This window comes from Methylomonas sp. LWB (genome assembly GCF_001856095.1).
GTDB classification, from domain to species: Bacteria; Pseudomonadota; Gammaproteobacteria; order Methylococcales; family Methylomonadaceae; genus Methylomonas; species Methylomonas koyamae_A.
On sequence record NZ_MKMC01000009.1, the window covers coordinates 73,484 to 98,701 of the forward strand.

Annotated in this window: 16 protein-coding genes and 1 riboswitch; of the genes, 8 read left to right on the plus strand and 8 right to left on the minus strand. The window is 51.7% G+C overall.

What is annotated here, in order from left to right:
* Positions 1-2: 2 nt before the first annotated feature.
* The 3 genes from BJL95_RS04845 (at position 3) to BJL95_RS04855 (ending at position 3,101) form a co-directional block, all read left to right on the plus strand.
* Complete coding sequence (locus tag BJL95_RS04845; protein WP_139306134.1) at positions 3-773, plus strand: WecB/TagA/CpsF family glycosyltransferase; 771 nt, start codon at positions 3-5, stop codon at positions 771-773.
* A gap of 14 nt (positions 774-787) precedes the next feature.
* Entirely contained in the window at positions 788-1,882 is a 1,095-nt protein-coding gene (locus BJL95_RS04850; RefSeq protein WP_071155934.1) for a Gfo/Idh/MocA family protein, read from the plus strand.
* Positions 1,883-2,234: 352 nt separating this feature from the next.
* Positions 2,235-3,101: a hypothetical protein gene (locus BJL95_RS04855; RefSeq protein WP_071155936.1), complete on the plus strand. Its 867-nt coding sequence runs from the start codon at positions 2,235-2,237 to the stop codon at positions 3,099-3,101.
* A 537-nt stretch (positions 3,102-3,638) separates the two neighbouring features.
* Here BJL95_RS04855 and BJL95_RS04860 read toward each other — a convergent pair.
* From BJL95_RS04860 to BJL95_RS04875, 4 genes are all read right to left on the minus strand, one after another.
* Complete coding sequence (locus tag BJL95_RS04860) at positions 3,639-5,744, minus strand: right-handed parallel beta-helix repeat-containing protein (RefSeq protein WP_071155938.1); 2,106 nt, start codon at positions 5,742-5,744, stop codon at positions 3,639-3,641.
* Between the two features lie 781 nt (positions 5,745-6,525).
* Positions 6,526-8,430 (minus strand): right-handed parallel beta-helix repeat-containing protein, encoded by a 1,905-nt coding sequence (locus BJL95_RS04865; RefSeq protein ID WP_175463648.1) that lies wholly within the window; start codon positions 8,428-8,430, stop codon positions 6,526-6,528.
* Positions 8,431-9,085: 655 nt separating this feature from the next.
* Complete coding sequence (locus BJL95_RS04870; RefSeq protein ID WP_083385658.1) at positions 9,086-10,960, minus strand: acyltransferase family protein; 1,875 nt, start codon at positions 10,958-10,960, stop codon at positions 9,086-9,088.
* Positions 10,961-12,038: 1,078 nt separating this feature from the next.
* The gene (locus BJL95_RS04875; protein ID WP_071155983.1) at positions 12,039-12,512 is read right to left on the minus strand and encodes a hypothetical protein; all 474 of its coding nucleotides are present in this window, start codon (positions 12,510-12,512) and stop codon (positions 12,039-12,041) included.
* A 362-nt stretch (positions 12,513-12,874) separates the two neighbouring features.
* Here BJL95_RS04875 and BJL95_RS04880 point away from each other — a divergent pair, with 362 nt between their 5' ends.
* Positions 12,875-13,519 (plus strand): hypothetical protein, encoded by a 645-nt coding sequence (locus tag BJL95_RS04880; protein ID WP_071155942.1) that lies wholly within the window; start codon positions 12,875-12,877, stop codon positions 13,517-13,519.
* 608 nt (positions 13,520-14,127) lie between these two features.
* Positions 14,128-14,206: riboswitch (cyclic di-GMP riboswitch) on the plus strand.
* 37 nt (positions 14,207-14,243) lie between these two features.
* Positions 14,244-15,722, plus strand: coding sequence for an esterase-like activity of phytase family protein (locus BJL95_RS04885; protein ID WP_071155944.1), 1,479 nt, complete (start codon positions 14,244-14,246; stop codon positions 15,720-15,722).
* A gap of 512 nt (positions 15,723-16,234) precedes the next feature.
* Here BJL95_RS04885 and BJL95_RS04890 read toward each other — a convergent pair.
* Together BJL95_RS04890 and BJL95_RS04895 are read right to left on the minus strand one after the other, a co-directional pair.
* Positions 16,235-17,008 carry a hypothetical protein gene (locus tag BJL95_RS04890; RefSeq protein ID WP_071155946.1) on the minus strand — a complete coding sequence of 258 codons (774 nt, stop codon included), beginning with the start codon at positions 17,006-17,008 and terminating at the stop codon, positions 16,235-16,237.
* A gap of 106 nt (positions 17,009-17,114) precedes the next feature.
* Complete coding sequence (locus tag BJL95_RS04895) at positions 17,115-17,819, minus strand: hypothetical protein (RefSeq protein ID WP_139306135.1); 705 nt, start codon at positions 17,817-17,819, stop codon at positions 17,115-17,117.
* Between the two features lie 564 nt (positions 17,820-18,383).
* Here BJL95_RS04895 and BJL95_RS04900 point away from each other — a divergent pair.
* Positions 18,384-21,698 (plus strand): DUF4347 domain-containing protein, encoded by a 3,315-nt coding sequence (locus tag BJL95_RS04900; protein WP_071155950.1) that lies wholly within the window; start codon positions 18,384-18,386, stop codon positions 21,696-21,698.
* Positions 21,699-21,791: 93 nt separating this feature from the next.
* Here the strand turns inward: BJL95_RS04900 and BJL95_RS04905 are convergent, their stop codons facing one another.
* Positions 21,792-22,316 carry a helix-turn-helix transcriptional regulator gene (locus BJL95_RS04905; protein WP_139306136.1) on the minus strand — a complete coding sequence of 175 codons (525 nt, stop codon included), beginning with the start codon at positions 22,314-22,316 and terminating at the stop codon, positions 21,792-21,794.
* Positions 22,317-22,418: 102 nt separating this feature from the next.
* On the opposite strand from BJL95_RS04905, the gene BJL95_RS04910 reads away from it, so the two are divergent.
* A complete protein-coding gene (locus tag BJL95_RS04910; protein WP_071155952.1) occupies positions 22,419-23,105 on the plus strand; it encodes a cytochrome b/b6 domain-containing protein in 687 nt (228 codons plus the stop codon).
* Between the two features lie 86 nt (positions 23,106-23,191).
* Complete coding sequence (locus tag BJL95_RS04915; protein ID WP_254786687.1) at positions 23,192-23,896, plus strand: VIT family protein; 705 nt, start codon at positions 23,192-23,194, stop codon at positions 23,894-23,896.
* A 277-nt stretch (positions 23,897-24,173) separates the two neighbouring features.
* On the opposite strand, the gene BJL95_RS04920 is transcribed toward BJL95_RS04915, so the two are convergent.
* Positions 24,174-24,941 (minus strand): symmetrical bis(5'-nucleosyl)-tetraphosphatase, encoded by a 768-nt coding sequence (locus tag BJL95_RS04920; RefSeq protein WP_071155954.1) that lies wholly within the window; start codon positions 24,939-24,941, stop codon positions 24,174-24,176.
* Positions 24,942-25,218: the final 277 nt, after the last annotated feature.

A 25,218-nucleotide genomic window follows, 5' to 3' on the forward strand; every position in this document is an offset into this window, starting at 1 on the left:
TCGTGACAACCTTTACAGACAGGTTGATGGGAATGCCCGTTTATACCGGGCCCCACGCAGACGTTTTGGCCGAAATGGCCAGGGCGATTTCAGAGGGCGAAACCGGCCGATACATCTCGATTACCAATACCGAATCGATGTATCACGCCTTGCGCCGCCCGGATCATTTAAAATTCATTCAAAACGCTAACTTTTCATTGTGCGACGGCGTAGGCGTCATCGCGGCCGGTTATTTTTGGGACTTGAAAATCAACCGCTATAATGGCCCTATCTTGCAATTGGATTGCAGTGAATACGGTCAGTCCAGAGGGTGGCGGCATTTTTATTACGGCGGCAAGGAAGGCGTCGCGGATTTAATGGCGGAGAAATTGAAAGAACAATTTCCGCAAATGCAGGTGGTCGGCACCTATTGCCCGCCGTTTCGGGAACTGACCGCGGAAGAGGATGAGGAAGTCGTTCGCATGATTAACGAGACCAAACCCGATATCGTTTGGGTCGGCTTGGGGTTGGTAAAGCAGGAAGCTTGGATCGCCAAGCATTTGCACCGGGTTCGCGCGCCCTGGATGGTTGGGGTCGGCGCGGCCTTCGATTACCATTCCGGCGCGGTGCCATGGGCGCCGGAATGGATACGCGCGCTGGGATTGGAGTGGGTATTCAGGCTGATCATTCAGCCCAAATTAAGGGCTAAACGTTATTGGTGGTCGTTTATATTCGTCGCCGAGGCAGCCGCGGCTGGCTTAATGCGGCGGTTTCAGCGAGCAAAAGTTAATTGAAAAGGAGTAATGCGGTGGTTCGTGTAGCTGTTGTAGGTTTGGGAAAAATGGGGTTGTCGCATCTGGCGATTATTAATGCACATCCCGATGTGCAGGTAACGGCGATCTGCGACGCGACTGGCTATGTCCTGGACGTGTTAAATAAATATACCGGGGTGCCGACGTTCAGCGATTACGACGTCATGTTGCGGGATGCCGAACTGGATGCGGTGGTGATTGCTACGCCGTCCAGCATGCACGGCCCGATGGTTCGCAAGGCATTGGAAAAAGGCTTGCATGTATTTTGCGAAAAACCGTTCAGTCTCAATCCGCAAGAATCCGAGGAACTGGCCGGTATCGCGGCGCAAAAAGGCTTGGTCAATCAGGTGGGCTACCATTACCGATTTGTCGGCGTGTTTCAAGAGGTCAAGCGTTTGCTGGACATGAACTTGATCGGCGATATCTCCCACGTTTTGGCCGAGGCTTACGGCCCGGTCGTGATGCGTCCCAAAGGCAGTTCGTGGCGAACTCAGCGCACCGCTGGCGGCGGCTGTCTGTACGATTATGCGGCGCATCCGCTGAATTTGCTGACTTGGTATCTCGGCATGCCGCTCGGCGTTGGCGGCAGTGTCTTGAACAGCGTATTTTCTAAGGAGACCGATGACGAGGTCTTCGGCACTTTGTATTACCCCGGCGGCATGAATGCGCAAATCTCGGTGAACTGGAGTGACGAGTCTTATCGCAAAATGAGCACCAAATTCAGCATTTGGGGCGCCAAGGGTAGGATCATCGCGGACCGCCAGGAGTTGCAAGTTTATTTGCGCGATACCGCCACGATACCGGCCGGTTACCAACAAGGCTGGAATGTCAACAACACCACCGCGTTGACGGAAGAAGTCTGGTTTTATGTGCGCGGCGAGGAATACTCCGCGCAATTGGATTACTTCGTTAAATGTATCGCTGAAAGACGTGCCGAAAACGTCAACTCGTTTGCCAGCGCGGCCGAAACCGACAAAGTGATCGCGATGATGATTGCCGATGCCGAAAAGGGGCCGTCGGTGAAAAACGATGAAGCCTTGCCGGTTGCCGCCCCTAAAAAAGGCGGGCTGTTTTCGTTCTTGAGCAATTGATGATAGGCCGGTGGTGATCGTTATCGCCCAGGCGGGCGGGCGCGGCGTTATAGGAGCGGCTTTAGCCGCGATTGTGGCAGTATACGTTAACTTAGCCGTTCGTGGTGAGCTAGTCGAACCATGAACGACTAACCTCTGCCCTTCGAGTTCGCTCAGGGCGAACCGTTAAGCCTTAACTAAACGGTATTGGGGGTAGAAAAGAGGGTAGCGAACTGTGCGTCTGTTTTCCTCGTCTTAAATCTCCGCAGAACGAGGGGGAGCGGGTAGTAACCAGGGAATTTGCCCGCTTTTAGCCTTTGCCGAATTTACCCGTTTTTAACAGTTACCCCATGAAGGGGCTGGAGTAGATTAGATGGACCAATTACTTTTTGGCGACAATCAATTTTTTGGCGTCAATCATATGTCGGAAGAGAAGGCGCGAGCGCAAGCCATGCGCTTTCAGGACATCAACGCCGTGATCGAGGTATTGGACAATGCCTACGACGAAGGCATCAAAACCTTTATGTGCACCACGCACGAGCGGATTGCCTTGGTTTGTGACCACATGCGCGCCAACCCGACTCGTTACGCCGATTATAAATTTTACCCTTGTATGCCTTATGCGCATAAATACGCCAACGCAATGACCGATCACGGTTTGTTGGGGGCGATTAAACACTTCTTGCCGGAAGAAGGTTTCTTGGATTCGGCGATGCGTGGCGGCATGTCGTTGGCAAAAAAAGACATCGAAGGCATCACCACCTTGCTGATAGATGCCGAGATGAAAATGTTCGCCGGTTTGCAAACACCGGTCATTTTCTTGCAGAACGTGGTCGTCGACTTTTTGTTGGGTCTGGGCTTTAACGAAGCTTTCCGTATTTTTGCCAATCACGTAAAAGCGCGATACGGTGCTGAGCCTGGTTTTATTACGATGAATATGCCGAGGCTGTTGGACGTATTGGAAGAACTGGGCATCGAGAATCCCATCGTTTGCGCGAATATTAATAAAGTAGGATTCAGGATGTCCGGCGGATTCGAGGCCTACGAAACCGCCTTGAAAGAGAAAAAATTCCGAGCCATCGCAATGTCGGTATTCGCCTCCGGCGCCATCCCAGCCAACGAGGCTATCGAATGGGTCTGTGCCCAGCCGAATATCGAATCGATTGTCTTTGGTGCGTCCAGCAAAGGCAATATTCGCTCGACGCGGGAATTAGTCGATCGTTATTGGCCGAGGAATTAATTTATAGTCACGAAGCGGTTTTCACCACGGATACACCCCTACAGAGGCTGTCGTACAAGTCGAAACAGAACCCTCTCTTTGCGGGAGAGGGCTGGGCGAGGGGTATAAGAATCACAATGTGTTATCTTGCAATTTCCGCTCAACCCCAAGCACCTCTCCTTTGAGGAGAGAGTCGTAAAAGTCGAAACAGAACCCTCTCCCTGCGGGAGAGGGCAGGGTGAGGGAGAATAAAATCAATGTCTTACCTTGGATTTTCCCTCTCCCGCAAGGAGAGGGGGCTTTTACGACATAAAAAATCTTTCGCCCCGGAAAATGAAAAACAGCGTCGTGGGAGGGGCTTCAGCCCTGATTGAGCGCGTTCTGTCGCGGCGGAAGCCGCACCCGCATTACAACATATTCGTAACTATTCGGGGCCTAGTACAAATATCCTCACCATCAAGAGCAAACTAACTTCTTCCGATTGCTGAATAATTGTGTAGCATCAATTAAATTGCCTCAAATCTTGGAACGCGGAATATAAGGTCAATTTTCACGGTATTATTTAATCAAGCCAATATCAGCCGGAATAGTTTGAAAGCCGATGTGCTTTACCGGCGATTCTGGACAAAAGACTGCTTGTTTGTCAACAATACTGACGCATGGGTCGGCGATCGAACTATCTTTTTCGACTCCTAGGTTAACCCAGTCTTGCCAATTGATGGTCGATTTTTTCATGCCTTGTTCGCTAAAAAAGTAATTTAGAGCGACCTTGCCGACGGTAGACCATACAATATTATTGCCTATCACGGTACCAATAGAGGGTAACCAGTATCGGAAGATTTGGCCATCTGATTTGCTGCTGACCACGACATTGCGCTCTATCCGGTTTCCTTCAGGCCAGGTTTTGTTTGTCATCGGTGCGGCCAACTCAGGGTAATTTTGTTGCCAGCGCGCCGTTTTGTAGGGCGATGTATCCAATTTCTTTTGATTTTCACTCCAATTGAAGGTTTCAGCCATTTGCGAAACCCAAATTGCCGAATCGTCGGTGACGATTAGGTTGTCGTGAATTTTATTGTCTCGTCCTCCGTGTATGTGGACAGCCACAGAGCCTGCATTTTTCAAAATATTGCCGCTGACGTCGAAACCGCTGGCACCGTCATCCAAATACACGCCCATGGAATAATTCGGAGATTGGTAAACAGCCTGATTGTTGGCAGTATCCACGCTCTTCATACCGTAACCAATTACCTCGTGAAGGTAATTGTAGCGGATGATATTGCCTCGGGCCGACCAGTCCCGGCCCGAATAGATGGCCCCGCAATCGGCCGCTTGTAGGCAGAAATCGTGGATTTCGTTTTTTTCTATTAAATGCTCGTTGCCGTTAAGTATAAGCGCATTACTAGCGCCAAATTCGAGAAGGTTATTTTGTACGACAATGCCGACTCCGCTAATTTCGATGGCGGGACGGCTCATTAAAAGAGTCTGGCCGGTATGGTGGATGTGGTTGTTTCTGACCAAATGCCGGGATGATTGCAATAAAGTTCTATCCCCGCCAGATATCACGACGCCTTGAGTTCCGGTATCGTGAATCGTACTATTCGCCAGGGTTACGCGTTGGCCATTTTTAATCTCCAGGCCTTTGCTGCCGGTCTGACTAATTTCCTCGCCATCGAAAAGCACATTCGAGGCATTCTTGACAATCACGGCCGTGTCGTCGCTATGTTTGAACTTTAATCCTTTGAAGCTGACATTGGCTATATGATCGGCAATAAGCAAATTCGGTAAAACACTAACTATCGCGGTGTTGGGGCTGCTGTTTATGCCACCCTTTTCCGGCGGAATTAGAATGACCTCTTTGGCTTGGCGGTCGTAATACCATTCGCCTGGCATATTCAGTAGTGCGCGCAAGTTGCGCAGATAAAAACGCCTGCCGGATTGCAGCTTATATTTCAAGGGACTCGCGGTTTTGATGGCGTTTGCCGTGCTATCGATGGTTTCGACGCCAACATATTGATCGAACCAATCGTTGCCGGGGAAAATATGTAATTGAGCATCGCCGACGTCTTCGCCCAGCGGTGGGATGGATTCCATCACGCTAAAATTGCTTTTGTCATCGAGTGGTAATTTGATGTGTGCCCACTCCTGATCCGGCCAGCGTGCCAGCGTCATGCGCGTCTCGTTGACATAGACATCGAAAGCAGGAGCATTGCCTTGGAGGCGGTTTTTATCGATCGAGTCGGTTTTGACAGGTACTTTTGAAAACGGACAGTGCCACTGCTTGTCTGTGTCCGGTTTGCATTGAATGGCTTGTCCACCGCTCAATATAGTTTCCGCACCGGGTTGAGCTTGCCAGACGATTTTGTGCTCCAGAGTGCCGGAATCGGCTTCGCTAAATAACAAGGCATGGTTCAGATAATAGGTGCCGCCGGCGATATTGACTTGAATGGTCTCGTCGAGTCCCCGGCTTTGTTTAGCAGTCCGGATTGCTTGCTGCGCCCGTTCCAGGGTTTTGAAAGGGCCGTCGTTTCCGGATTCATTGGGAAACTGGCGAGTTCCAGACCAAGCATCGTTTCCATTCTGGCCGACAAAGTAGTCCAAGGCCGCGGCTGGTGTGATGAAAACGATGAATGCCGTGGTGGTCAAGCTAAGGATCGGAAATTTCATAATGCGTTGTCCTGTGTCTAACAATTTTGATGAAACCGTACTCCGCAAGAAAAAACAATCTGCTAGGAGAGGGCTTGGGCCGCGATGTTGAGTACCAGTGTAGTATATAGCCCCTGGGGTGAGAGCCGTTCCATGGACCTAACGGTCATGAAAACGCTGCATTCCCCCGGCAAATGAAAGTCAGTGGCGTGGGCGCGGCTTTAGCCACGATTGACAGCCTTCCGACACTGGATGGGCTACCGGCCGTTCGGTGACTTTCAGAGTTACGATCATGAAAACGCTGCATTCCCTCGGTAAATAAAAGTCAGTGGCGTGGGAGCGGCTTTAGCCGCGATTGACAGGCTTCCGACACTGGATGAGCTACTGCGGCCGTTCGGTGACTTTCAGAGTGACGATCATGAAAATGCTGCATCACCCCGGTAAATAAACGTCAGTGGCGTGGGAGCGGCTTTAGCCGCGATTGACAGCCTTCCAATACCGGATTGGGTGGCGGCGTCCGGAGGCTTTCAGAGTAAATCGTAGGTTAGAAACGTTACCTGGAAAAGCCTATCGCCTTGTTGGCGTTCACGGTGCGTGGCTGGATTCGCTTCGTGGCGCGGTCGAGAAATCTGATAGTTGAAAAGGGAGTAATGCTTAACTTCGTGGTACCAAGGCAAGAGGCAGATATTCTTGACTAACTATTTCCCTGTCGCGCCCTTGTGATCACAAGGGCGGCAGTTCCTGGGACTGAGGGTTCTCGCGTGTCGGGCGCTTAAAACCCGCAGTCTTCAGTTTTTCAAGCTTATTTTGCCAAGCCCATATCGGATGGGAGGTTTTTGATGCCCAGTCGGGTAATCGGCGAGTTGTCGCAGGTCAGTCGAACCGTGCTGCCTACGATGGTTAGGCAAGGGTCTTCGTTTAAGCTATCGGTTTCCAACCCTTGGGCGATCCAGTCGCTCCAAAGTGCACCACCTTTAAACGCCCCGGTATCTGGAATTCTATAATCCACCCTAATGTCGCTGCTCGCGTGCCATACCAGATTATGATCAATTACGTTGCTTTGTGCAGGGAGCTGGTATCTTAGCGAATATCCCTTGTAAGCTGTTGAAATTACGACATTGCGTTGTATCGTATTACCCTCTAACCAAGTGTCGTGGGCCATTGGTTGAGTGAGTTCAGGATATTTTGCCTTCCACAATTCACTGTCAATCGGCATGGTTAACAAAGAAGCCCGATTCCAATCCCAATTGTAATATGGGCTGTACATCGTCGCCCATAAGCCTTGCTTATTGGTCTTGATAATATTATTTTCAATAATTGTATCCCGGCCATTGCCGAATTGAATTGCCGCGTTTCCGGCGTTTACCAATAAGTTGCCTAACACATGAGTGCCGCTCAGGCCGTCGTCCAAGTATACGCCTCTAGCCCCGGTGTAGGTATACTGAATTATGTTGTTAGCAATATCCACATTTGTCAACCCGTAACCATAAGAATCATGGATGTAGTTATAGCGGATGATATTGCCTCGAAATGTCCAGTCGCGCCCAGCGTATATGGCTCCGCAATCGTTGCTGTTTTGGCAGATCGAATAGATTTCGTTTTTTTCGATTACGTGGTCGTTGCCGGTAAAACGTATGCCGCCGCTTAGTCCTTGTGCAATTAAGTTGTGAGAGACATGAGTTGCAACGCCTCCTATTTCCACGCCGTATATCATTAGGTTGGTAGTGTAATTGTAAATTTTGTTGTTATAAATACTGTTGCCGGACGCTTGCAACGTTGGTCTGTCGCCGCCGGTAAGCGTAATAGCGCCCGTTCCGGCGTGATGAATGGCGCTATTGGATATTTTGATATTGGTATTGTTATCATCCACAACCGTTTGGTCGTCTGCTGAAATGCCTTTGCCGCCAACATTGTTGATTTCCAGGCTGTCGAAGGCCAAGCTATCGGAGTTTACGATAGTGATCGCGTTCCCGGTGCTGTGTCTGAATGTCAAGTTTTCGAAGCGTATATGGCTTGCGCCTGCCAGATTAATTAGGTTTTTTGTCGACGAAATAACCGGCGATTTCGGGACGGAATCGTAGGGTGGAATGAATAATAGTTGGGCGTTATCTTTGTCGTAAAACCATTCGCCAGGGGTGGTCAGAAATTCCTTGGCGTTCTGCAGATAAAAACGTCGGCCTTCGGCTAATTCGTTGCTGCTATCCGAAGATAAGGTGATCTTATTGTTGGCCTGATCTAGATTTTTTACCCCCAAGTATTGATCGAAGTAATCGTTGCTGGGAAAAATATGCACTTGCGCATTGCTCAGGTCTCCGGAGAAGGTTGGCAGTTTCTGGTAAACGCTGAACTGGGTTTTGGCGTCCAACGGGGTTTTGATATAAAGCCAGCCGAAATCCGGATAGCGGGCCGGTTGCATGCGGTATTCGTTCAAAAACATTTCGAACGCCGGGCCGTTGCCCTTGATGCGGCTGTTGTCTTCGGCGCTTATGCTATCGGTGATTGTGGAGTCCAGAGGGCAACTGAGGATTTGTTCGGGATTTTCGGCGTCGTAAGCTTGACAGCCTGTTAACAGTAGGCCGCCGGTAATCAGCGTGGCGCCTTTTTCGCCTAGCCAAGTAATGTCCTTACCGGCTTCTCCTGAATCGGCCTCGGTAAACTCCAACGGGGCTTTCAGTTGGTAGATGCCAGCGCCTATATGTACTGTCACCGCTTCGGTCAGATTGCCGGCGGCTTTCAGGTCGCGTATCGTTTGTTGGGCTTTGCCGAGGGTTTTGAACGGTCCGGTTTTGGTGGAGGCATTTACCGTGTTGGACGATCCGTCCAGCCTGTCGTCGCCGTTCCTGGCGACGTAAAAATCCTTGGCTAGGGATACCGAGCAGAAACAAAGCGAGGCTAAACTGACTATCAGTCTTATTGACATAAACTTCTCCTAAAAGCTGGCTTGGCATACCTATGTTTCGCCGACCATGGCTTGCAAGCGGTTAAAAAATACAATGAATTTGGGGAGGGGGTTTCCGTCCTGGGATACGAGGATACTTTAGAATTGTTACAGGAATGGGTGAGAGTCTGTATAGCATAGAAGATCAATGTTGCCAAGCCTTGTTCCTGTAGTATTGAGAGTGCGTGAGCCGAACGAGGTCATGCTTCAAGCGCGCCGACACTGTGCTTATCCTACGCAGGGGAGTTTGCTAACTAAGCCAATCGTAAGTCATTGTTTCGGCGAGCTTTGAAACAGGTAAGGATCAACTGAAAATGCATGCGATAAAAAGCACTAGCGCTCAGGTTATTAGTAAATTGGCAGAGTTTATTTCTTGAATTAGGCCGTTCCGTTTTTTAGAAGTGTTTAGGAAGCCCGATTTTTATCAAAATAAATCATCCAAATTTGATGACTTTATTAAAAGTTCAGCCCCTGGTTTAGTTAGATGCCCATAGTCAAATTGCATGGGCATTTGGTCGGGTGCCCAAACTTTCCAAGTTGGTTCGCTCATGATTTTATATACCGACAAGTAGCTCACGCCACTTGGTAAGGAGGCTCTCAAAAACTCGTTGTCAACTTCCTTTGGATTTGTATTGCGATATTTATTTAAATACTCTGACTCGTTTTCATTGTTAGCCAAGGCTTTGGCTAATATTCTGGGTAATGATTGATAATATTCGTTGATTGGTCCAGAAATAATCACTTTGTTCGAAAACTTTGTTAGCCAGTCTGCGGTGGCAATTACTGCTGAACTATCTTGTTTTTGCCATCTCCCGGAAATTATAATGGTGTCAAAATGTTGTTTTGGTAGGTATTCATTGAATATAAAAGTGATTAAGTCAGTGCAGCGCTTTTCTCCAGTGCTATTTAGTATGGGTTTGCATCCCGATGCGGTCGCCTGAAGAAAGTTTACTTCTGGAAACGTTGAGTTTAAGCCTGGCCATAAGTGTGCGGCGTGGCTGTCGCCAATTAGAAGAACATTTTTCTTGCTCGAGGAAATCGCTAAGCACTCGTTAATGTTGTATTTGTCGAATGAATTGTAGTTTGATGTTAGGAAGCATTTGCCTGCGCGCATATTGGTGTCCGCGTCGTAATCCAAGACGGCAAGAACATCAAACACTTTTTGTGGGTAGTTGTAATATTTTTCACTAACAGAGCTTAGAGAAAGAGAAGTTATTGAAAATGCTAGCATTGTAACTAGTGCAAGAGCAATCGTGGGTTTTGCTTTCAACTTATAGGGTGGCTTTCGGAATGGTTGTTCTACGTATTTCCAGGAGATGGCGGATAGTGCTAAGCAAGCGGTGATTAGAAGTGCGTTTTGCAAGTAGTTCTGTGGTTTGTGGATTTGTTTTACAAATACTAAAACAGGCCAATGCCATAAATAAAGAGAATATGAGATTATTCCTATTAGACGAAAGGTTTTGAAAGAAAACGTTTTTCGCACCACCGTTTCTCTTAGACCGCCAGTATATATGATCAGTGCTGTGCCCAGGCATGGTGGTAATGCGGATATTCCAGGGAATACCGTTTCTCTCGAGTATGTGGATATGCTGAATACTAATGCGGCAAGTCCCAGTAATGATAATCCTTCAATTTGCCATTTGTTCTGAATTCGTGGCCAAGCTCCTATTCCAAGGGATGCGCCAATCAATAACTCCCATGCACGGGACTGAACTAAATAGAATGCGTTAACTGAATTAATGTTTACCGCGTGCTCGGAATATACAAGGCTAGAAATTAGTGTAATGAATATAATCTTTTTTTGAATTGAAAGGCTAAGGTTTCGTATTAGATATATTAGTAGTGGGAAAAATACGTAATATTGCTCTTCCACTGAAAGTGACCATGTGTGCAGAACCGGGTTTGATTCCATTTTATGGTCGAAGTATCCATTTAGATCGGAGAAGAATATATTTGAAACAAAGAAAATTGACGATACAATGCTTTTTCCGGTGTACTCTGATTCTGATGGAAATTGAAGAAAGAAGGAAGCTAATATGCAGCAAAAGAATACGAAGAAAAGAGCAGGGAATATCCTTCGGATGCGCCTATGATAAAAATCTAATATTGAATAGTTGTTTTGCAGGATGTCGCTATAAATTATTGATGTTATTAAATATCCGGATATTACAAAGAATATATCGACGCCAACGTATCCGCCTGAGAAGTACTTTCCGACATTGTAATGAAATAATATAACGGATACTACCGCAATTGCTCTAAGGCCGTCTATGTCGCCTCTGTATTTCGTGATATTCATTTTGGTTTATTTGTTGAGTATTCTTTCAAAACTATACGAGCTGGCTAAGAGGCAGCCAGATTTTTAGGTATCTATATTAAAAATATCTGTGGATTCTGGCACAGGAAGCCTGGGAAGTCTAGGGGCTGGCAACAGTACGTGTGTTAGAGTATTTTGCGGTTAGGTCAGCAGATAAGTGATGTATCCAGTTACTGTTCTTGAAGCCAAGATACTATCAAATTATTTCAGCATTAGGTCTTTTTGTATGCCCCGGAGTTACGGATTCTCTAGACGACTGTGCTTTCTTGATTGATCTCTTAATATTGAGTTAGTCCTGGCGTGGAGTTGCGAACAAGAGGGGGCTTGTTCTGATTGGTTGCTGATCAGTTTGATCTTGAACAAAATAGACTTAAAGTATCGAAAGGCCGCATCAATAGGCGATTCCTGTTGTGCCATGGAAGGCTCGGACGCTTATCAGTTTGGCATGATACCCGTTTGGACAGGCAAGAGGTTCGCTTTAACACGAAAGCGTCGGCGCTCAACACTCAAGCATTTCTTCCTGACAGCCGACGATCTCTGATGAATGTCGAGCACTCTGTTTTTGGAAGTCAGGCTTCTTGTTTTAACAGACGGCATTGATTGTTGGATAGTCAGGCGTTTAATTTGAACACTGGACGATCTTTGTTTGACAGCGGGGCTTCCGTGATCGCGACGCGTGCCCCACTGCTTGTTGGCGGGCGTTGTATGTTGTTAGTGAATTGACGGCTGTTTATCCGAGGACGACCGATGTTGATCGCGGAACGTTGGATGTTCATAGGAGAATTCTCTGTGTTGATCGGCCGGTCGGGAATGTTCAGCGTAAGCGCCTGCTTGCTGCTAACGGATGTCGGCCTGTTCGAATGGCGTCGTTGATTGTTGCCGCTAAAGCGTTGGGTCTTATGATTCGAGCGTTTGGGGTTTTGCTTTGAAAGCCTTTTGGCAAAGTACGGACGCGCCGGAGCCGGAATGCTCTTGACCGCGGCAAAGTTACCTTCGCTAAGCAGGTTGGCTTTGCCGGAGCATTGCGCCCGGCAAGGCCGTTAAGCAAGCGTGTTAATCGCTACTTGGGATTGTTGTCGGAAGACGAGCCTGGCGTCTTGCGGGCAAAGCGTTTGCCCAAACTATCCAGATGCTCATCCAGGGAGCCGTCCTTGCCGGCTAGTTTGGCGGACTGATAGACAACTAGCGTTTGGGTATAGGCGTCGCTGCCCGCCGCTAAAAAAGTATCTTTCATTTTTTTCATCAGTTGTCTCATAGCCATCATCAGGGGTTCCAGATTTCTGACCATTTCGACATCGGCGCGGTATTCGTCCAGATCGAAGATACGCGGCAGAATACCTGTGTTTTGCGTGGCCAATGCCAGGCCTTGATCGACGAAGGCTCGGCTCTTGCCGCCCATTTTAGGCAGCCCCTTTCTATCTTCTATCGATAAGTCGATTAAAAACGGTAGCTGGGCCTGTATGTCTCCTATCAGTTTTAATACGGCTTCTTGTTGGTCTGGGAGTAGTTCTCCTTTAATCAATTCGCTGGACATCATAACCTCCGAGTTTAGAAAGAATTTGGCGTTTGCCGTTTTGAAATGAGCCTAGGGAAATAGTGGGCGTTAGATGTTTTGGACAGAAAACGCCGCGAAACAATGCTGGGCGTTGTTCAAAAATGACGAATTCCGTGGACTCGACACGGAGTATAGCGGAGGAGGTGCTAATGTCGTGGCAAACGCGAAAAGCAATTCGACATGGTCTGGGTCGGCCGGCCGCGATTGGGTTGCGCGGATCGCAGGTAGGTGGGTTCGGCCTGTAATACGTGGCTTACCTGAATGTACTTTGGTCTAATGTTGCTTGCTTTACCGACTCCGTAAACTGTGACGCAAGTTTAATCATTCAGGAGTTAAATCTCATGCAAGTCGTAAAATCACTTCTGCTGGCCGGCTTTGTCGTACTATCCACATCCAGCGTATCGACGGTCCAAGCGAGTACCGTTTTAACGCCGGCCTCGGCAACCGTGATCAACCAGTCGGTTGCGGATAGTTCGTTTCAGGACGTTTACAGCTTTGCGATCGACAACGCCTATAGCGCCTACAACTTGTCCGGCGCCTTGAGCTTTCAATCTATTCAAACCGTGGTCAGCTTGACTAGCGATTTTGCGTCGCCGTTGGTGACCAGTACCACTGGCATCGCCAGCGCTAGCGTCGAGTTGCTGGATTCGTCCGCTGCTCTCGTTGCGACCGGTTCGTTGAGTTCTTTCTCGAGCGCGTCCGCGCCGACTTTGGTTTCTTTGCCGATCCCCGGTTTCCCGTCGTTTTATCAAGCATTGTTGACGACGTTCAATACCATTACGTTGAACAACGTCCCAGTAATCGGCGCGGGCAATTACTTCTTGAAAGTGCAAGGGTTGGCCTCTAATGGCGGTACGTATGCCGGTAGCTTGAGCGTGTCGCCCATCGTGCCCGCCGCTGTACCGTTGCCGGGCGCCGCGTGGGCGTTCCTGACCGGTTTGTTGGGCGTATTGGGTGTGCAACGCCGCCGTTTGATGAAAGCCTAGGCTTACGCATTGCTCGCCTCAAAAAGCCGGCGGTAATGCCGGCTTTTTTATGTGCGGCATATTGTCGCTGGTTCACGGATTGAGCTGCGACGTAAGCGTCCCGCCGCCAAAAACCAAGCCGCGCAAATCGAATGTGGTCTCGATGTAATCGAGCTTGCAGGCCTACCAAACCAACCTTCGGCAAATGGAGGGGGCATCCGATCATCAAACCCCGGTTGGCGGTCGGCAAAATGACTTTCAAGTCGCCGGAAACCCTCCGCAACCGATGGCTGAACGCCGAAACCTCGATTCCAATGAGGCTATCAACCTAAAAAGAGCAGTTTGGCGATGAAAAATTCCGTTCGTCCTGAGTTTGTCGAAGGGCGCGCGGGATTTTTCATTCACCCGTTTGGCAAGTGTATTGCGAGCCGTCCATGCTTCGACGTTGCTCAGCACGAACGGCCCGCAATACACACCAACTGCCCTTTTTAGGATCAAACCAATCTCCCGTCAATCGAATACGCCTCGATTTCACCGAGGCCGCCAGAACCGATCGGCGACGAATCAAAGGTAGAGGCGGATGTTGGCTTGTTGTCATCGCTTTGCAATATGTAATTATCAAAATAGCTCGATGTTAAAGCCAAACCCATCGCGAGATGGGGACGGAAAACCACGGGTCCGTTTTGTCGCGATAGCCGAGTTGCCATGCTGAGCAACTCTCACTAAGACACTAACGGAGACCCCGATGTTAACGAAGTCATTATTAGCCGCCGCCATCGCGGCCGCCGCTTTTTCCACCGCCGCCAGTGCGTCGATCGCTTCCGGCGACCTGATCGCCATCGGCAGCCTGTCCGGCAGCGGTGCGGGCCTGAACGCCGATTTATCGGGCTTGACCGGCACCCTGGAAAACGGGGTTGCCGCGAATTATTTGGGCGGCATAGGCTCCGGATTGGCTTATGCCGGCGGCAATATTTTCATCGCCACGCCGGATCGCGGCCCGAATGCGGTCGCGTACAACAGCGGTTTGGACGATACCGTTTCGTACATTTCCAGATTTCAAACCTTGAGTTTGGACTTGAGCGCCAACCATTCCGGCACCGGCTTGGCATACAATTTGTCGCCTAAATTGGTATCGACCACATTGCTGTCCAGTGCCACCGCTTTGAATTATGGCGCAGGCATCGGCAAGCAAATCGACGGTGTCACGCCGGTCGGCAATGGCGCGCCGGCTCTGAACGCGGCGAATAACACCTACTATTTCACCGGCAGATCGGATAACTTCGGTTCCGCCAATCCATTGACCGGCATTCCCGATGCTTCTTCCGCCAACGCCAGCAACGCCCGCTTCGATCCGGAAGGCGTTCGCGTTTCCAACGACGGCAAAAGCGTGTTTATTTCCGATGAATACGGTCCTTATGTTTATCAATTCGACCGCGCGACCGGCCAACGCATTCGCGTCTTCAACCTGCCGGCCAATTTGGATGTGGCGAAATTGAGTCCGGTTGGCAAAACCGAAGAAAGCAACACCAGCGGCCGCGTCGATAACAAAGGCATGGAAGGTCTAGCATTGACCCCGGACGGCAAAACCTTGGTCGGCATCATGCAGGCTCCTTTGTTGCAGGACGGCAAAAAGTCCGGCATCGACCGCATCGTGACCATCGACATCGCCACCGGCGCAACCCATGAATATGCCTATCAATTGACAACGGGTTCCGGCGTCAGCGAAATCGTTGCGATCAACGACCACGAGTTTTTGGTGGACGAGCGCGACGGTAGCGGCCTGGGCAATGGCGACAGCGCGGCGGTCAAGCAATTGTTTAAAATCGACCTTAGCGGGGCTACCGACATTTCCGCATTTTCAGGTAGTACCGCCGCTTTACAAGCCACTGCGGTGCCGAAGACGCTGTTCTTGGATGTCGTGAAATCCCTGAATGCCAACGGTATCAGCAGCGACAAGATTCCGGCCAAACTCGAAGGCGTGTCCTTCGGTAGGGACATTACCGATGGCGGCGTGCTGTATCACACCTTGTTCGTCGCCAACGACAACGACTTTTTGCCTAACGTTGCCGGCACCAACCAGTTTTATGTGTTTGCGTTCGCCGATTCCGAGCTTAACTATCAGGCTCAGCAATTCTCAGCCGTGCCGGTACCCGGAGCGGTTTGGTTGTTCGGTAGCGCGTTGATGGGCTTTGTAGGTCGTTCGGTGCGTAAAAACCGCTGCTGATATCAATTATTAACCCGGTATTTAAATACCCGTTGGCTTTGATTTTATCAGAGGGCGTGCCTTCATCTAGGGTTTGGACAGGTTCAGGATGAACGGTCAAGGCCGTAGGGTACGCACCGCGTACTTTTAGAAGCTCATCGTGGTGGCGGAGATCATGCGGTATGCGGTGCGTACCCTACGTTTCCAATACCAATGCCATACGAAGCACTGATCGGGCAAGGGGGTGATCGCTTCGCGCGGAAATTTGTAGATTTTTGACAAGACTGAACTACACTAAAAACCAAGGGACTAGAACGATACAGCGATTCCGTTAACGATCTTTATTTGTCTAGATGACGAGGAGGTTTGCGACAGTGTCTTCAACTTATATTTTGCACCCGGTCGTAAAGACCTTTATTGATTCGTAGAATCAAAATACCGAGAGATACCAACGAACCCCGAAGACGCAAAATCTTCGGGGTTTCGTGTTTTCTTGTGGGAAGATGTGTCGGATAGATACCGATGCGATCTTGTTATCTCAAACTCATTGCCGGTAAAACGGTTAAGTTTGATTGTCGGGTTCGACCACCTATTAAGCGCGTTACGTTCATTGACGCTAATCCGAACAAGAATAAGCTTGCAGACGGCATTAACGGGACTGTTGAAATGGTTCCGCGCAGTCCGATGGGATCGCCGGTAGGGTTTACGTCGTAACGGCCAACCGAAAAGTCCACGGTATCGCCCGCGTTTAAATCCCGAGTAAAATCGAAGCGGAACGGGGTGCCGTTCAAATAGCCGGTATAAGCGCCCAGTATCGCTTCCATGCTGTAATTACCGGCGGACGAATTGACGGTTACTCCGACAGACTTGGTTCCGAAATCCACGCTAAAAAACTCCCCCTGTACTCGATAGTTGCCGTCAGAAGGCGCGACAAACCGCAATATCGCAAAGTCGATGGGAGAAAAATAACCGCCTGGATGCATGTAGACCGCGTGAGGTGCCACGTAATGGGTCCCCGCGTAGTAGGTTGAATCCGTGGAATTTACCGAAACTTGCGGAAACGGCTCCTGATTCGCATAGTTCGAGCTAATCCAACCATTGACTCCGCTAAAACCCTCCAAACTGGTCATTGGCTGGTCGAGCAATTGAAAAGCGCTTGTCGCGGTTTCCGCGTACCCGTACTGGAACGGACCATTTTGATCTGGGAACTCGAAGTCAGAAACCAGGTTATAGGTGGCGGCGAGTGATAGTGGGGTGACTCCAAATAAAAAGAAACCGAGAAAACCTGATAGTAGGCGTTGATTCATTACGGACTCCGTTTGTAGGATTCATTGGATGTGCAGCTAAATTTCAGTTTTCAAAGCGATGTTAGTGTTCGTGTTTATCTGGAATATGCGCGGTCACCAAGTTTGATTAGGTTTTGGCCAGATCCGGTAGGAAGGGCTTTGAACGAATTAAAATTATTAGTGCGAATCCCGACAGCATTAAAGCCGCTGGATTTGGCAGCGGAGTGGCAATTACCCCGACAGTCCACCCAACGCCTTGTTCATGTAGGGGATTGCTCCAACTGATCTCGGTATAATTTCCGATAAATTGGATAATTCCGTTCCCTTCCAGGCCATACAGTGTATTTTCAGCAGGTTGAGTTAGGGAAGAGTCGCTGCCGCCAAATAATCCGCTACCTTGATTGAGCAGGACGAACGGTTTGTCGAATACAAAAGACGATGGAATGGAAATTTGACCTAGGCTGACGATCGCCATTACCGGATTCGCAACTGTTTTGGAGAACGTGATTGTGTTGATGTTATTGCTACCTCCCCAGAAATCTATTCGGCCTTGGTACTCTGGAGGATTGTCTACTTCGCCACTAGTGTAGGTTGACGGCGGGAGCCAATAGTTCGATACGCCATTAAGATGGCTTCCACCGTTCACTTCACCTGTAAATGTGATCAGAATCGGGTTGTCATCCAAAAAAATTTCGCCGTTGGCGATGCCGGAGACATTGTCAACGCTCATGGATTCCCATACGGTCCAAGCTGTGTGCGATGCAAAAGTTGAAAAAGACGCGGTACAGCCAATCGCGCAGAGCAGATACAAGCTTAAGAAACGTGAATTCATAAGTTAGCCTCCTTGAATTGGCTGGTAGTTAGCTTAGCTCTAGCATGTAAAGTGCGTCAATATTTATCTTGTAAACTTTACGGTTATTGAGCTTGGCGTGTTGCATGAAACCTTCGGTATTACATCGGGCGACGCGGAATAGGGCATCCGCCAGCGGATCGATCTATTCATTTAGCCCTTAAATAACGTTATCTCGCGCCGCGCAAGCAACAATAGTTTTGGAATTTTTTCGACGACCTGCTTCAAGGATGATCTGCCATCAAAAGGTCGAGCCCATCGGAGGGATTCGTTGTCGTTATGTCGTTTGGCCGCAACGCCATTGAAAAGACTACGTTTGGAGGGCGATGCCACAGTCGATAACGACCGCCCTATTAACTCGCATTCAACCGGCGCTATCGTTTACTATTGCCTGGTTACGCCACAGTTTCGAATCTAATCTCGATTCGCGGCTTCGCAAGCGGCCTATGGTGTTCACGGAGCAAGGGTGGTGTTGGTTGCGCCGAAGCCAGGATTGAAGCGCGTATTCCAGTAACCTCAGCCTAAAACCTAAAAAAAGGACCGTGCGTGGAAACCGCCGCCATTAAATATCCGGATGCTAAACCAATTGCTTTTATCGACGAGCGGATTGACGGTTGGCAAGCCCCGTGCGTGCAATTGGCGGGCATGATAGATACCGTTGTTTTGGATGCCGCGAGCGACGGGGTGGAACAAATTTCGAAGGCATTGGCTCGATACGATCGGCTGAGTGCGATCGGTCCGTACTCGCGCGGCAGCGAGGTTGCTTTGTCTTTGGGAGCTAGCGAATTTAACGGCGGCGACGCTAGACAGTTTGTCGGGCGGTTAGCTGACTTGACGGCGGCGGACATGACCGGCCTGTCGGCTTTGGGCGGTAACAGCCTGCTTGAAGTGCAAGCAGGAGAGACCGAGGCACAGGCGCCCAGCCTGTCTGACTCCGGCTTGCTGAGCAATATCAATGATGCCAATACCTGGTTATTTCCAGGCCACACGGCCGGTGCATGGCAAAATCCGTTTAGTTTTGCCGCGATTAAAACGAATGGTGCGGTGATAACCTGGGGTGGGACTACGGATTATTCCGGGGAGATGGCTAGCCAGCTCAACGGCGAGAAGGATGTCGTGCATGTGTATTCGTCCGGCGCCAGTTTCGCCGCCTTGCATGCGGACGGTTCCGTGTCGGTTTGGGGCGCAAGCCTCGGCGATTACCGCGACGCGATGCAAGCGCTGGACGGCAGCGTGCCGGCGCTACAAATGTTCTCGACCCAATTCGGCGCGTTTGCGGCGTTGCGCGCGGACGGATCGTTGGTGACCTGGGGTTCCATCGCCGCTTTCAACAGTTCGGACCCGATCGCGGCGCAACTGGACGGCACGATCGATGTGGAACAAGTGTTTTCAACCAGCCAGGATTTCGCCGCCTTACGTGTCGACGGGTCGGTGGTGACCTGGGGTTCGTCGTATTATGCCGGCGATAGCAGCGGCGTGGCCGGTCAGTTGGACGGTACGGTCGATGTCCTGGACATTTCTTCTACCGGCTATGCTTTTGCCGCGCTTCGCGCCGACGGCTCGGTCGTTACTTGGGGATTTTCACCGTTCGGCGGCGATGCCAGCACGGTTGCCGGTCAACTCGATGGCTCGCTGGATGTGCTGAGCATCGCGGCGAATTTCGTATCCTTCGCCGCTATTCGCGCCGATGGTTCGGTGGTGACTTGGGGCGAATCGACGTGGGGCGGTAACAGCGGCGCGGTTGCCGATCAATTGGACGGCACTGTTGACGTGGTGCGGATTTTTTCCTCGTTGTATGCGTTCGCGGCATTGCGTTCCGACGGTTCGGTGGTGACCTGGGGACGGGCATCCGACGGTGGCGACAGTCGTTCCGTGGCAAGCTCGCTGAACGGCACGGTGGACGTGGCGGAAATCTATGCGACCGAGAATGCGTTTGCCGCGGTGCGTGCCGACGGTTCGGTCGTGACTTGGGGCGATGCGGAATACGGCGGCGACAGCTCGGCCGTGGCGGACGAAATCGACGGGACTATCGACGTGGTGAGCGTTTGCGCCACGAATGGCGCCTTTGCCGCGTTGCGGGCCGATGGCTCGGTGGTGACGTGGGGCTATGCGTTCACCGGCGGAGACAGTCGTACGGTGAGCGCCGCATTGGATGGCACGGTCGATGTCGTGCAACTGGTCAGCAGTGGCGTGGCGTTTGCAGCGTTGCGGGCGGACGGCTCAGTAGTGACCTGGGGCGACTCGCAATACGGCGGCGATAGTGCTGCGGTCGCCGCTGAATTGCGGAAAAACGTACTCGCACTAGCCACTGTCGAGGATGACCGTCATTTGACGTTCGCGGTGAATCAATTGCCGGTGCTGTCGGGCGTGGACGATGCGACCTTCGCCGGGCCGTTCCAAAGCCGGACGCCGCAAATCGTGGACGGCGACGTCGTTGTCAGCGATGCTATTACCAATAACTTGGTGCGCGGGCAATTGCTGGTTTCCTACGATCCCTATTTCGCGGGCTTATACAGCGACAATCTGTCTTTCGTGGATGGCGTGGGCGGTATCGAAGTGTCCGGGCGGACGCTGTCCTTCGAAGGCCATGCATTTGCCGAGTTGGATGCGATAGAGAACGGGGCGCACGGCGGGCGATTGGTTTGCCACTTTACGACCGATTATGCGACGCCGGCCGCGATCGAGGCCTTAATCCAAGCCTTGGCCTACCAAAACGACCCGCAAGCCAATTCCTATAACCCGGAGTCGCGGGTTCTGACGATTCGGATCAGCGACGGCGAGGGGCAGACCAGCAATCCGGTTCAAATCACCATCCATACCGTGGCCACCACGGTCGGAAACGATGACGCGATAAGCTATTTTGGCGGGGAGCGGGCCGATGCGATCTTCGGCTTGGGGGGGAACGATACGTTGAACGGCTTGGCCGGCGACGATTGGCTCGACGGCGGGACCGGCGCCGACAACCTGATCGGCGGGGCCGGTAACGACACCTATATCGTCGATAACCTCAAGGACAAAATCGTGGAACTTGCCGGGCAGGGCGTCGATACCGTGGAAGCCGGCGTTAGCTTTACGCTGACCAAGTTTTTGGAAAATCTCACACTGACCGGCGCCAACTCCATCGCCGGGAAAGGCAATAGCTTGGCGAATACGATCACCGGCAATAGCGGCGGCAACGTACTGACCGGTGCCGCCGGCGACGACACGCTGGACGGCGGTTTGGGCAACGATAGCCTGTTGGGTGGAGCCGGCAACGATTGGCTGCTCGGTAGCTTGGGCGACGACCTGTTTAACGGCGGGGCCGGTATCGATACCGTCACCTTTGCCGAGGCCGGTAGTGCCGTATCGGTGAGTTTGCTGACCAGCGGCACGCAAGCGACCGGCGTGGGCAACGACCGTTTCGTCGGAATAGAAAACCTGATCGGCGGCGATCAAGCGGATTATCTAAGCGGTGGCAACGTCGGTAATCGCCTGGACGGCGGCGGCGGCAACGACGTGCTACGCGGTTTGAAAGGTAAGGATGTGTTGATCGGCGGCGATGGCGAGGACATCTTCGTTTTTGATACCAAGTTTTCGAAGGCCAATCTCGACAGCATGCTGGATTTCGCTAGCGGAACCGACCGTATTCAACTGGACGATGCCGTCTGTAAGAACATGGGTGGTTTAGGTCGATTGGCGATGGACGACGAGCGGTTTTACCTGGGCGCTAACGCCCACGATGCCAGTGACAGGGTGGTATACGATCCATCCTCCGGGACGTTGTATTACGATGCCGACGGAACCGGTGGCACGGCGGCGGTTCCGATCGCTTTAGTAGCCAATCATGGCCCGGTCGTCGCGACCGACCTTTGGATTGCATGAGCGGCCGGAGGCGTTAGTCCGGGGCCGGGCTTGTAGGCGAACAAATCGTCCGAGGTTTGCTTGCCGCTACCCGGCGTGGCGGAGGTCGGCGGCTTATCGCGGCGGGAGTAAGTCTTCTAAAAAAAAGGCCGATAGTTCGCTGCGTCCGGCGACCCCGGCCTTGCGATAAACCGCTTGCGCTTGGTCGCGTATGGTGCGTTCGCTGGTCCGCCGCAGCTCGGCGATATCGCTCAGACCGAGGCCTTTCAAAATCAACAAGCCGACTTCCGCTTCCGCCGGCGTCAAATGCCAAAGATCAAATTGCTTTTGAATTTGAGCAGCCAAACCGGCGACCAGTTCGCGATTGGTTTCCCGCCATTGCCGGGCCTGTTGTTCGGCTAGCGCCAAATCCTGGGTCAGTCCGGAAATTTTAGACTGCGCGAGTTGGTAGCTTAGCCGGCCGAAGTAGACCAGTCCCGCCAGCGACAACATCAAAATGACCACTTCGGTCAGCAAGTGCGTCCAGGACACGCCATTGCGATAGTCGCCGAACAGATCGATAGCAATCAGCACGAACACCAGCAGGCTGACGGCTATGGCCCACAGGCTGAAACGTTTGTTATCGTCGATTAACGCCACGGATCGTCGCTTATCCGTCGGATGACGGATGTTAAAAGTCGCAGTTTAACCCACTATTCGTTCCAACTTAATTCGTATCGGACATCCGGTTGGAGACATGTCATGAGAAACGCTAAACAAGTAGTGAACGTATGGGACCCGGTGATTCGAATTGGACACTGGACTTTGGTGCTTGCCTTCTTTACCGCCTATTTGACCGAAGACGACCTTATGACCGTGCACGTTTGGGCCGGCTATAGCGTTGCCGGCTACCTGCTGTTTCGATTGGCGTGGGGGCTGATCGGCGGCAAGTACGCCCGCTTTAACCGTTTTGTTTACTCGCCGGGAAGGGTATTCGCTTATCTGAAAAACTTAGCCGCCGGAAAGCCGCAGCATTATATAGGCCACAATCCGGCCGGCGGCGCGATGGTGATCGCCTTGCTCTTAAGTTTGAGCGGAACCGCGTTGACCGGCATGAAGTTATACGCGGTCGAGGACAATAAAGGACCTTTCGCGGTATCGATAGGGCACGCGGAAACGTCATTCCGATTTATTGCCGCCGCCAAGGCGGACGAGGCTAAGGATGACGATGAGGACGGCAAATCCTCGGTAAGCGCCGATGTCAGGCAACGGGAGGATCAGCAAAGCGAGGAGTTTTGGGAAGAGTTGCACGAGTTTTTTGCCAATTCGACATTGTTGCTGGTGTTATTGCATGTTTTAGGTGTTGTGGTTTCCAGCCGCGTCGACAAAGAAAACTTGGTGAAAGCCATGCTGACGGGTAAAAAAGACATCGATGACACTTATCAATAGAATCGCAAGCGCCGCTACGACATTGTCGATGGCTAGGAGTCAAGTTGAAACATTCGGAATTCCACAATGCGGGGAGAATCGGCTAGTTGCGGGCCGCGGTGTTAGGCGCCAACGACGGCATTGTGTCGGTATCGAGCCTCATTATCGGTGTGGCGGCTTCCCATGCCGACCCGCAATCGATAGTGGTCAGTGGCGTTGCCGGACTGATGGCCGGCGCCATGTCGATGGCGGCCGGCGAATACGTATCGGTAAGCTCGCAAGTCGATACCGAACAAGCGGATTTAAAGCGGGAAGCGCGGGAGTTGGCGGAAAATCGCCATCACGAGCTAAACGAATTGACAACGATCTACGTGAGTAGAGGGCTACAACCCGAACTGGCTCGACAAGTGGCCGAACAATTGATGGCGCACGATGCTTTGGCGGCCCACGCGCGGGATGAACTGGGTCTAACGGATATCGCCACCGCCCGGCCCTTGCAGGCGAGTATCGTCTCCGCTCTGACATTTTCGCTGGGCGCTTTGTTGCCGCTTTCGATGGCGATGATTTTCCCGCATTTGCCGTTAGCTCCAGTCAGCCGATGGCTGATGGCGGCCGGCGGATCGGATGCATTGCCCATGATTAGTGCGGTGGGGGCGATTTCCTTGCTGGCGCTGATGTCGTTGGGCGCACTGTCCGCGAGGGCCGGCGGAGCGTCGGTATGGTTGGCGGTCGGACGGGTTTCGTTTTGGGGGATGTTGTCGATGATCGTAACCGCCGGCGTCGGTTTGCTGTTCGGTGCGGCAACCGCTTGAGGGCGTAGCTCGCGCAGGCGGATGAATACGTCACCGCTTACAAGTGCTAAGCCGGCAAGCATTTCAATCGAAACCTGCCAGTGCAGTTCCGCCACTCAAAATCGCCGGAATATCTGTGGGTCATGGCGAGTCTTGGGCGCCAACTATCGGGGAGCCAAGCCAAAAAGTCGATTCAGGAAACTCAAGCTTCGTGGTGCGAACCGCAAAAATGTGCCGATGCTGGTGAGCAGAATCGGCGTTTCTGTATTTGGCTGGAATCCGCGACGGCGTTAGCTTGCTAAGCCGCGGCATCCAACGGTCTCAATGCCGAAGGCGCGCCGACGGCCGGCAGCGGCACCGCGCCGCTAAACGGCTCGTCCTGAAAATCCGCGTCGTCGGCAAACACGACGCGTTGGCTGGCGGTGGGCCGGTCCGGCAAGCGGTACCATGGCATCAGGCCGGCGGCTTGTGAGGAAACCGGGCCGCGAGCTTGGAAATCCATCTTGCCCTGTTCCGTGCAATATTTCATTTGAGTGAGTGCGTTGGCGATGTAATTCAAACGTTTCCAACCGCGTAATTTGGCGTGCCAGCGCGATTGATCCTGTTTGCGGTTCTCCAGAAAGGCCAGATAATTGCTTTGCGACAGTACCGACTCGACTTCGTAGGCAAAGGTCAGCATCTGGCTACGGGTCCATTCGGCCGGTATGCCGCTGTGAACCAGGGTGTAATTAAGCTTGCTGTCGTGGTGGATCAGGCCTCGCCGGCGCAGCCAATTCAGTAATTCGTCGCGGTCCGGGGCTTCCAGCACCGCGCGGTGGCTGTCTTGAGCGGCCGAGAAGCCGGCGGCTTGCATCAATAATTCCAGATCTTGGTTGCCCAGCACGCAGACCGCGCTTTTTCCCAGTTCCTTGACGTAACGCAGAACCTCCAGCGATTCCAACCCGGCGCCGACCAGGTTGCCGGTCAGCCATAAGCGGTCGGTTGCGGGATCGAAGCCAACGCCTTCCAAGCATTTGCGCAAAGCACTGAAATGGCCGTCGATACTACCTATCGCATAAATCGTCATGGTCTCGTTCCGAGGGGAATCGTTAAGGGCACTCGATTTGGCTATCAAATTGGATGCCAGTTCGGCTGTCTGATGTTAGGTCGTCGATTATTGGACTCTAGCACTTGAATTTACTGAGGGGCGCGCTTGGTCTTCGGTTGAAAGCGGTATGCCGAATGGCGATTCCCTTCGGCGATTGCTTGATTATTCGGCTTGCTTTGTCGGAACTGCGACAAAAAGCCGGGTATGCGCTAGCGATACGGGGCGGATAACGAGTGGGGTGGCCGGCGGAGTCAAC

Excerpts from the sequence above, each read along its gene's own strand:
- BJL95_RS04860 (WP_071155938.1), bottom strand. The coding sequence starts at position 5,744 with ATGAAATTTCCGATCCTTAGCTTGACCACCACGGCATTCATCGTTTTC.
- BJL95_RS04910 (WP_071155952.1), top strand. The coding sequence starts at position 22,419 with ATGAGAAACGCTAAACAAGTAGTGAACGTATGGGACCCGGTGATTCGA.
- BJL95_RS04875 (WP_071155983.1), bottom strand. The coding sequence starts at position 12,512 with ATGTCCAGCGAATTGATTAAAGGAGAACTACTCCCAGACCAACAAGAA.
- BJL95_RS04885 (WP_071155944.1), top strand. The coding sequence starts at position 14,244 with ATGTTAACGAAGTCATTATTAGCCGCCGCCATCGCGGCCGCCGCTTTT.
- BJL95_RS04870 (WP_083385658.1), bottom strand. The coding sequence starts at position 10,960 with ATGAATATCACGAAATACAGAGGCGACATAGACGGCCTTAGAGCAATT.
- BJL95_RS04895 (WP_139306135.1), bottom strand. The coding sequence starts at position 17,819 with ATGAATTCACGTTTCTTAAGCTTGTATCTGCTCTGCGCGATTGGCTGT.
- BJL95_RS04855 (WP_071155936.1), top strand. The coding sequence starts at position 2,235 with ATGGACCAATTACTTTTTGGCGACAATCAATTTTTTGGCGTCAATCAT.
- BJL95_RS04890 (WP_071155946.1), bottom strand. The coding sequence starts at position 17,008 with ATGAATCAACGCCTACTATCAGGTTTTCTCGGTTTCTTTTTATTTGGA.
- BJL95_RS04880 (WP_071155942.1), top strand. The coding sequence starts at position 12,875 with ATGCAAGTCGTAAAATCACTTCTGCTGGCCGGCTTTGTCGTACTATCC.
- BJL95_RS04920 (WP_071155954.1), bottom strand. The coding sequence starts at position 24,941 with ATGACGATTTATGCGATAGGTAGTATCGACGGCCATTTCAGTGCTTTG.